This is a genomic window from Desulfovibrio sp. MES5 (genome assembly GCF_002237645.1).
Taxonomy (GTDB): domain Bacteria; phylum Desulfobacterota; class Desulfovibrionia; order Desulfovibrionales; family Desulfovibrionaceae; genus Desulfovibrio.
Genome location: NZ_MJUZ01000003.1, coordinates 19,786 through 27,234 on the forward strand (window position 1 = coordinate 19,786; position 7,449 = coordinate 27,234).

The 7,449-nt window shown below is 61.4% G+C and carries 4 protein-coding genes; all 4 read right to left on the minus strand.

Going from position 1 to position 7,449, the window contains the following annotated elements; all coding sequences use genetic code 11:
* Positions 1 to 104: 104 nt before the first annotated feature.
* From BCS36_RS00850 to BCS36_RS00865, 4 genes are read right to left on the minus strand one after another with little or no spacing between them, the layout of a single operon-like run.
* A complete protein-coding gene (locus BCS36_RS00850; protein WP_291301046.1) occupies positions 105 to 863 on the minus strand; it encodes an alpha/beta fold hydrolase in 759 nt (252 codons plus the stop codon).
* Complete coding sequence (locus BCS36_RS00855; RefSeq protein WP_291301047.1) at positions 863 to 1,699, minus strand: alpha/beta fold hydrolase; 837 nt, start codon at positions 1,697 to 1,699, stop codon at positions 863 to 865. Before BCS36_RS00855 ends, BCS36_RS00850 begins: the two co-directional genes overlap by 1 nt.
* A gap of 12 nt (positions 1,700 to 1,711) precedes the next feature.
* Complete coding sequence (locus BCS36_RS00860; RefSeq protein WP_291301048.1) at positions 1,712 to 3,064, minus strand: condensation domain-containing protein; 1,353 nt, start codon at positions 3,062 to 3,064, stop codon at positions 1,712 to 1,714.
* Between the two features lie 3 nt (positions 3,065 to 3,067).
* On the minus strand, positions 3,068 to 7,390 hold the full coding sequence (locus BCS36_RS00865; RefSeq protein WP_291301049.1) for a beta-ketoacyl synthase N-terminal-like domain-containing protein: 4,323 nt from the start codon (positions 7,388 to 7,390) through the stop codon (positions 3,068 to 3,070).
* Positions 7,391 to 7,449 lie beyond the last annotated feature (59 nt).

Here is a 7,449-nt window from a genome sequence, read left to right on the forward strand (position 1 = left end):
ATTTTACCCTGGACGGCGCTTCACGATGCGAAGGGCAGGCATCCTTGCCAGATGCCTGCCCCGAAGCGATTTGCGTCCTGACGGAGGAAGCGGGCCGACAGAAGTCAGCGTTTCACTGTGTCGTCAAGGGGCTTGAATATGGCGTGCAGCATGGGGCCCGGGTTATCGGCAAAAAAAACATGCCCGCCCTTGAATGGGGTCAGCGTTACGGGCGCATGGGCATACCCCTGCCAGGGAGTGATGCATTCTTGAGGGATAATGGCATCTTCTTCCCCAAACATGACGGCTACAGGAAAATCGAACACTGGCAGACTTCCCGTGTAGCGATAGGTTTCGTCCATTTTGAAGTCGGCCCGTAATGTGGGAATAAAAAGGGCCAGCAGATCGGGAATGTCGAGCACCGTTTCTGGTGTGAGCCTGAAGCGGCGCAGTGCTTCCGTGAAGGAATCCGGGGGCAGGTCCGCGATCTTGAGTGGTGGCGCGATATGCGGTGCACGGCAGCCGGATACGGCAAGCACGGTCGGGCTTGCCCCCTGGCCGTGCAGTTTGCGAGCCGTTTCAAAGGCGAGGCACCCGCCGAAGCAATGGCCGAAAAGGATAAAAGGTTTGTCGGCATAGGGCGTAAGCAGAGCGCACAGCATGTCGGTAAGCTCGGCAAGGTCGGTAATGGACTTTTCTGCCAGGCGTTTTTCGCGGCCCGGCAGAGCTATAGGGCAGAGCTGCACGTTATGGGGCAAGTGTTCCTGCCAGCCGCGAAACATCGAAACGCCGCCCCCCGCAAAGGGGATGCAGAAAAGGCGCAGCGATGCGTCCATGTCAGGGGTGACGGGCAGCCATTTGGCGTGGTCTGAGGTTGAGAGCATTATAAACTCCGGTTGGGAGCGCGGTGCCCGCCAACATCGCGCATCACCGCTTCAATGTGGCGCAGCAGGGCGTCGCGGCTTTCGTTGATGTAAAAATGGCCACCTTCGAAAAGCGTTATGCTGCAGGAGGCCGAGGTGACCTCCTCCCACCGTTCCAGCAGGGCAACGGGCGAATCTTCATCATCGCGGCCGCAGCAGACGTGGACCGGCGCGTCCACGCGGGGAAGCTGCGGTGAATCAAAGGTCTCGAGCAGGCGAAAATCATCGCGCACCACGGGCAACAGCATTTCAATGATTTCCTTGCTGTTCAGTATTTCTTCCGGGGTTCCGCCAAGGCGGCGCATTTCATCAAGCAAGGCCGCGTCAGGCATGGTATGGAAGCATTTGCGGGTTGCCTGGGCGTGCGGGGGAAAACGGCCGGAAACAACGATGGCGGCAGGCATGGGCATATTGCCGCGCTGCAGGGCTCGGGCGGTTTCAAGAGCGATGACGCTGCCCAGGCTGTGCCCGAAAAGCGCGTAGCGGGCATGCGAATACGGCCCTATGGCGGCGGCGATGGACGCCGCCGCTTCTGGAATGGATTTGGCAAAGGGTTCGCCAAAGCGCGAACCTCTACCGGGCAGTTCCACCGGGCATACGCGGCATGACTGCTGCAAGGGGCGCTGCCATTGCCGGTACAGTTCGCCTGTGCCCCCGGCATAGGAAAAACAGAAAAGCAGAGGCAGGGTCTCCTGCCGCTGCTCATGGCCGGGCAGCCAGGGGGACGGATCAATGGCGCCGGGCAGGATTCTTGGGGGCGCGCTGGCAGTATCCACAGATGTTTTTTGATAATGCATGTCCATAAGGGGTCACCGTATGGTTTCTTCGTTGAGGCCGGCGAGTTCGCTGATGCGGTCAAGCGTCTTGTCGGAATTTTCGGCCAGGGTGAGCAGCGTGCGCCGGATAAGCTCGGAAAATTTGACTATGGTCTCGTGCGTGAAGAAATCCTTGCAGTAGATGAAGGCCACGCGCAGGGCCGGGCCGGGAAAAACCATCATGGAAAGGGGAAAGCTGAGGTTGGAATTCATATAGGCCGCCCGGATAGAGAAGTCCGCCTTCTCATCGCCGCCTTCGCCCGTGGCCATGTTTTCAAAGATAAGGTAGGAGTTGTACGGAATCATGTCCGAATCCCGGCAGGGGCGCAGCCATGTGTCCACAGGTACGTGGCGGTGTTCCAGGCTTTCCAGTTGCAGGCCGCGCAGTTCCTCAAGCCAGGTTGACGCCGTCTGTCCACCGGCGCATTCGACATTGTAAGGCACGCCGTCGATCAACAGGCCAAAAACCTGTTCAATGCCAGGCACTTCAACGGGGCGTGACGCCGCAACGGTCAACATGAGAGCCCGCCTTTGCGGCGAAAGGCGCGAAAGTATCAGAGCCCAGGCGCCCTGATACAGGACATTCAGGGTGATCCCGAGCTTGCGGGCCGCCGCGTCAAGAGAGGCTGTTTCTTCTTCGCTGAGAACCATGTGGTATATCTGATCGGCTTCCACAGGGCGCGACTCTTCCGGCAGACGCATGAAGGGGAGCGGTTGCATCTGTGCGGTGGCCAGTTTTTCGCGCCACCATGCAAGATCCTCGCTCTGGTCGCGCTTTTTGAACCACGAAATATAGTCCCGCATGGAAGGCAGGGGCGTCGCATCCGGCGCAAGCCCCTGCGAAAGTTCGCCGTAGGCCTGAGCAAAGTGGCGAAAGGCCACGCCCAGTGACCATCCGTCGAAAATGAGATGGCTCAGGGTGAGCGTGAGAATAAAGAGGTCGTCCCGCATCTTGTGCAGGCATAACCGCATCAGGGGCGGCCTGCTGATGTCAAAGGGCGTTCTGGCGTCTTCACTCAGAAAGGCCAGTACGCGCCCGTTGCGCTCGTCCTCATGAAGCTGGCTGACATCATGAAGTTCGAAAGGCAGGAAGGTGGCGGCATGTATAACCTGAAAGGCCTGGCTGGTGCCCTTGTGGTGGATGGAGGCGCGCATGGCCGGATGTCTGGCGACAACCACCTCCCAGGCTTTACGGCACAGTTCAGGGTCAACCTTCCCTTCAAGGTAATAGGAATACTGTTGCTGAAAGGCCAGACCGCTGGGCGTATGCTCCGAGCAGTCCAGCATGAACTGTTGTACGGGCGTGAGAGAAAATATTTCCTGAAGTTCTTTTTGGCTGGCTGGCATATGCTATCCGTTGATTTGGCTGAGGATGACGTCAAGATCGGACGGGGAAAGATCCGAATCGGCAAAGTCGGCAACAACGTAGCGTGCGGCGTGGCTGTCGCCCATGCCGGCTTCGGCCACGGTTTCCACCTTTGCCATAAATGTCCGCAGAAAGGCGCTCCCCTGTTCTCCCGCCAGGGGGGGATAGACGAGCCGCGCACGCAGATTGCCTTTTTCCGCCCAGCAGATGAGTTCAACCGCGCTGCCACGCGTGCAGGATGGCGGCCGCCAGGATCCGGCCTGCAGCAGGGCTGGCCCTGTGCCAGGTTCGGCATGCCCGTGGGCCTGGTTGCCCATCCAGAAAAAGGTGATGTCGGCGGGGTGCCGGTTCTGCATCTTGAGCCAGGGGGCGGTTCCTTTTTGGGCTATGGCCCGCAGGGCCTCCTTGAAGTGGGGAATGGCCTCTCCGGCTTCCATGCCCGGAATTACGGACACAGCGTGCCGCAAGGCAAAGGAGCCGACCGTGTTCACGGGGTTGGCCGAGGTGGTGATGAGGTGACGGCCATCATTCATAAAATGTGCAAAGGGGCAGGGGGCTTCGTCGCTGCCAAGGCACAGGCCCAAGGCCGCAGCCAGCAACTCTTCTACCGAAGAGCGGCAGGTTGCCGCCGCCTTTTCAAGACGGAGGTGAGCTCCGTCAAGAGAGGTGGCGTCGATATGGCTGCGGTCGCATTCCTGCCCCGGTTCCCCGAAGATGCGGCGGCTCGGTTTGGCCGCATCTTCATTGCCGGAAGCATGGCCTGCGGAGTTTTTACCGTCCGGCGCTTCGGCGGCAGCCAGGTCTTCCAGCCAGAGTTTCCACGAGCCGCCGGGTTGGGACGGCAGTGAACCGTCGCGCATGAACTGGAGGATATCCTGCTCCAGCAGGCTCATGGAAGGCATGTCGGCTATGGCCGCACGAACCAGCAGAAGCAGGCGGGGGGCGCCGCCGTTTTCACCGGGCAGCAGGGTCAGGCTCCAGGCTTTCAGGCGTTCTGGCTGAAGCCGCGCTGCGGGCGCGGCGCAGTCGCCGCGCATGATATCATCGGGCAGGCCGGGAGTTTCGGCCGCGATGGCGCGGAGGTCATCGACGTTGTTCAGAGCCCAGTCGACTTCTTTTGCTCCGGCCAGCCTGAGGCTGCCGTCCACCCAGCTCATTCGCAAGGCGTCGTGCCGTGAGGCGAGGGTCCGCGCCAGATCTCCCGCCTGTGTGAGATTAAAATTGTCCGGGCAGATGAAAAGGCGGTAATGGCAGGTCCGGTCCCCGCCGTCGGCAAGCGGAAGCGCCAGATAGGCAGGGATGGGCACAGGCCCGGGTGTGGCCTCCCGCAGGGCTTTACCGGTGTGCACGCGCTTTGCCAGTTCCTGAATGTTTCCTGCTTCAAAAACATCCTTGGAGGTAAAGTTGAGCCCCATCCCGGCTGCCTGGCGTACCATCTGCATCACCTGAATGGAATTGCCGCCCAGTTCGAGAAAGTCATCCCTGATGCCGATGTGGTCCACGAACAGCAATTCCTGCCAGAGCTTTACCAGGGTGCGTTCGATTTCTGTATCCGGGGGGATGCAGGCGTCGCGGCATGAGCGGGCGTATTTGTCCATCTCGCCCGCATCGGCCGCTCCCGGCACATCGCTCCCGCCGGGGTTGATCCAGTATCTGCGTGGGGTAAAGGCCGTTTCTGGCAGGGGCACACGGCGCACATCCATTGGGGAGTAGTACGCCTGCCAGTCAACGTCTCCGCCGAGCAGCCACACGTCCGCGCCAATGTCCGCAAGCGTTCTTTCGGGCAGATCCGCTGGCGTGGCGCCAGTTGCGGAAACCCCCAGGGGGTCCAGGCCGGGAACGGTTTTCAGCCTGCCCCCGAGCTGTTGCGAAGCCAGAGAGCGCAGTACGTTGCCCGGCCCGACCTCAATGCCCACCCGAGCCCGTTCGTGAAGAACGCTAAGACCGCCGGCAAACTGCACGGTACCGCGAAGGTGCTTGACCCAGTAGTCGGGACTGGCGGCCTCGTCGCCGATCCATGTTCCGGTAAGGTTGCTGACGTAGGGTATTTCCGGCTTGCGCAGATCCATGCCGCGCATTATTTCGCGGAAAGGCTCCATGATGGTTTCCATTGAAGCGGAATGAAACGCGTGTGACGTTTTCAGCCAGGTGGCTCTCTGACCGTGTTCTGCGACAACCTCGGCGCAGACGCGAAGCCGTTCCTCTGGCCCTGTCAGCACGCAGTTGGCGGTGCTGTTGATCAGCGAGATTTCAACGCCGTCAAAGGCCGGGCCAAGCACCTCACGAACACGCGAGGCGTGGAGGGACACGACGAGCATCTTGCCGCGCGGAGCGCTCTGCATCAGGGCTCCCCGGCGCACGATAAGCCGCATTCCGTCTTCGGCAGAAAACACTCCGGCAACGCAGGCGGCGGCGTATTCGCCGAGGCTGTGGCCGATCATGCAGGCAGGGCGGATGCCCCGGCCAAGAAGCGTTTGAGCCAGGGCGAGTTCCAGCGCGAAAAGAAGGGGTTGCGCGGTTTCCGTTTCCGTCAGGGCGTCGACAGCCTTGGGGTCTTCTTTCCAGCAGCGCTTGAGCAGGTCCGCAATGTCCGGCCCGCCGGCGGCAACGGACAATGCCGAAAGTTCGCCCAGGTTGTGTCTGAAGTCCGCTTCTTCGGCGTAAAAGGTTTGCGCCATACGCGGATGCAGGTTCCCCTGACCGGGGAAAAGAAAGGCCACGGGCAGGCCGGATTCCTCAACCACGCGGGGGTGAAGAGAGTCAGCGGCGAGTGCCTGGGAAGCCTCCCGGGCCGTGCGGGCCATGAGCGCGCCCCGCAACGCCTGATGCCTGCGGCCGACGGCCAGGGTAAAGGCGGCGTCTTCAAGCGGGAGCGTATCCGACACGCCGGAAAAATTCGCGGCCAGCCGTTCGCGGGTCAGGGCGAAGGCTGCATCATTGTGGGCGCTGAACAGAAGGGGCAGCCGCGCGCGGTTCGGCTTTCTTTCGGGGACTGCGGGCGCATCCTGAAGAATGGCGTGCACATTGGTTCCGCCGATGCCGAAGGCGCTGACGCCGCCGAGCAAAGAAGCGCCGCCGGCGGGCAGACTGACGCAGTCCTGACGGATGGCGAAGGGCCCCAGGTCGCCAAAGGCGGGATTGGGCGTGATGAAGTTGGCCGTGCCGGGCACCTTGGCGTGCCTCAGGCACAGGGCGGCCTTGGCGAAGCTGGCCAGACCTGCCGCCGCGTCCAGATGGCCTATGTTGCCCTTGAGCGAACCGAGCATAATGGGGTGCTGCAGACCGTCATGGCGCGAACCGTAGGCTTTTTTCAGCGCGGCAACTTCAATGGGGTCGCCAAGGGGTGTGGCTGTGCCGTGTCCTTCAATAAAATCAACATCCTGTGGTTCAACTCCCGCCAGAGAGAGGGCCGCGCTGATGGCGTCTGCCTGTCCGTTGACGCTGGGGGCGGCATACCCCACCTTGTCAAAACCGTCGTTGGCGGCGGCGGTGGCCCGTACTACGGCGAGAATATTGTCCTTATCCTTTTGAGCGTCGGCGAGGCGCTTGAAAAGAACCGCGATGACGCCGTTGGCGAAGATGGTGCCGTTGGCATCCGCGTCATAGGGGCGGCAGCGGCCGTCGGGCGAGCGCATGCCGCCGGGCAGGTATATGTAGCCCAGATTTTCCGGAAGCATGACGGTGCAGGCCGTCACAAGCGCGCGGTCGCACTCTCCCGCCAGCAGGGCCTGGCAGGCCACATGAACGCTGAGCAGGGAGGAAGAGCAGGAAGACTGTACCGCCATGGCCGGGCCTTTAAGATCGCATTTGTAGGCGATGCGCGTGGCCAGATAATCCTTGTCGCAGCCGATGACCGCTTCGGTTACATCCACGGTGCCGGACAGAATATGGTGGTACAGATAGCCGGTGAGATAGCCGCTCATGTCTGAGCTGGCGTAAACGCCGGTGCGTATGCCGTTACCGTCGCGCGGCTCGTACCCGGCGTTTTCAAATGCCCGCCAGCCGTATTCCAGCACCAGGCGGTGCTGCGGGTCCATCACGCTGGCGTCGCGGGGCGAAAATCCAAAAAAATCAGCGTCAAAGAGGTCGTAATCCCTCAATGTGCTGCGCATGGCCACATAGTCTGGCGCGTGCCTGGTCCGGGCGTGCAGGCCAGCGGCCAGCGCTTCGTCTGGTATAGGCTCCATGCTCTGCCGCCCGGCCGTGAGGTTTTCCCAGAATTCATTGATATCACCTGCGCCGGGCAGGCGCGCGGCCATGCCGATAACGGCAATGCACCCTTCATCGTACTCGTATTTCTTGTTCACAGGCTGGTTGCTCCTCGTGGATTGTCCTGCCGAAAAAGCAGGTTGCGTCGTGGCGCGCT

Excerpts from the sequence above, each read along its gene's own strand:
- BCS36_RS00860 (WP_291301048.1), bottom strand. The coding sequence starts at position 3,064 with ATGCCAGCCAGCCAAAAAGAACTTCAGGAAATATTTTCTCTCACGCCC.
- BCS36_RS00850 (WP_291301046.1), bottom strand. The coding sequence starts at position 863 with ATGCTCTCAACCTCAGACCACGCCAAATGGCTGCCCGTCACCCCTGAC.
- BCS36_RS00855 (WP_291301047.1), bottom strand. The coding sequence starts at position 1,699 with ATGCATTATCAAAAAACATCTGTGGATACTGCCAGCGCGCCCCCAAGA.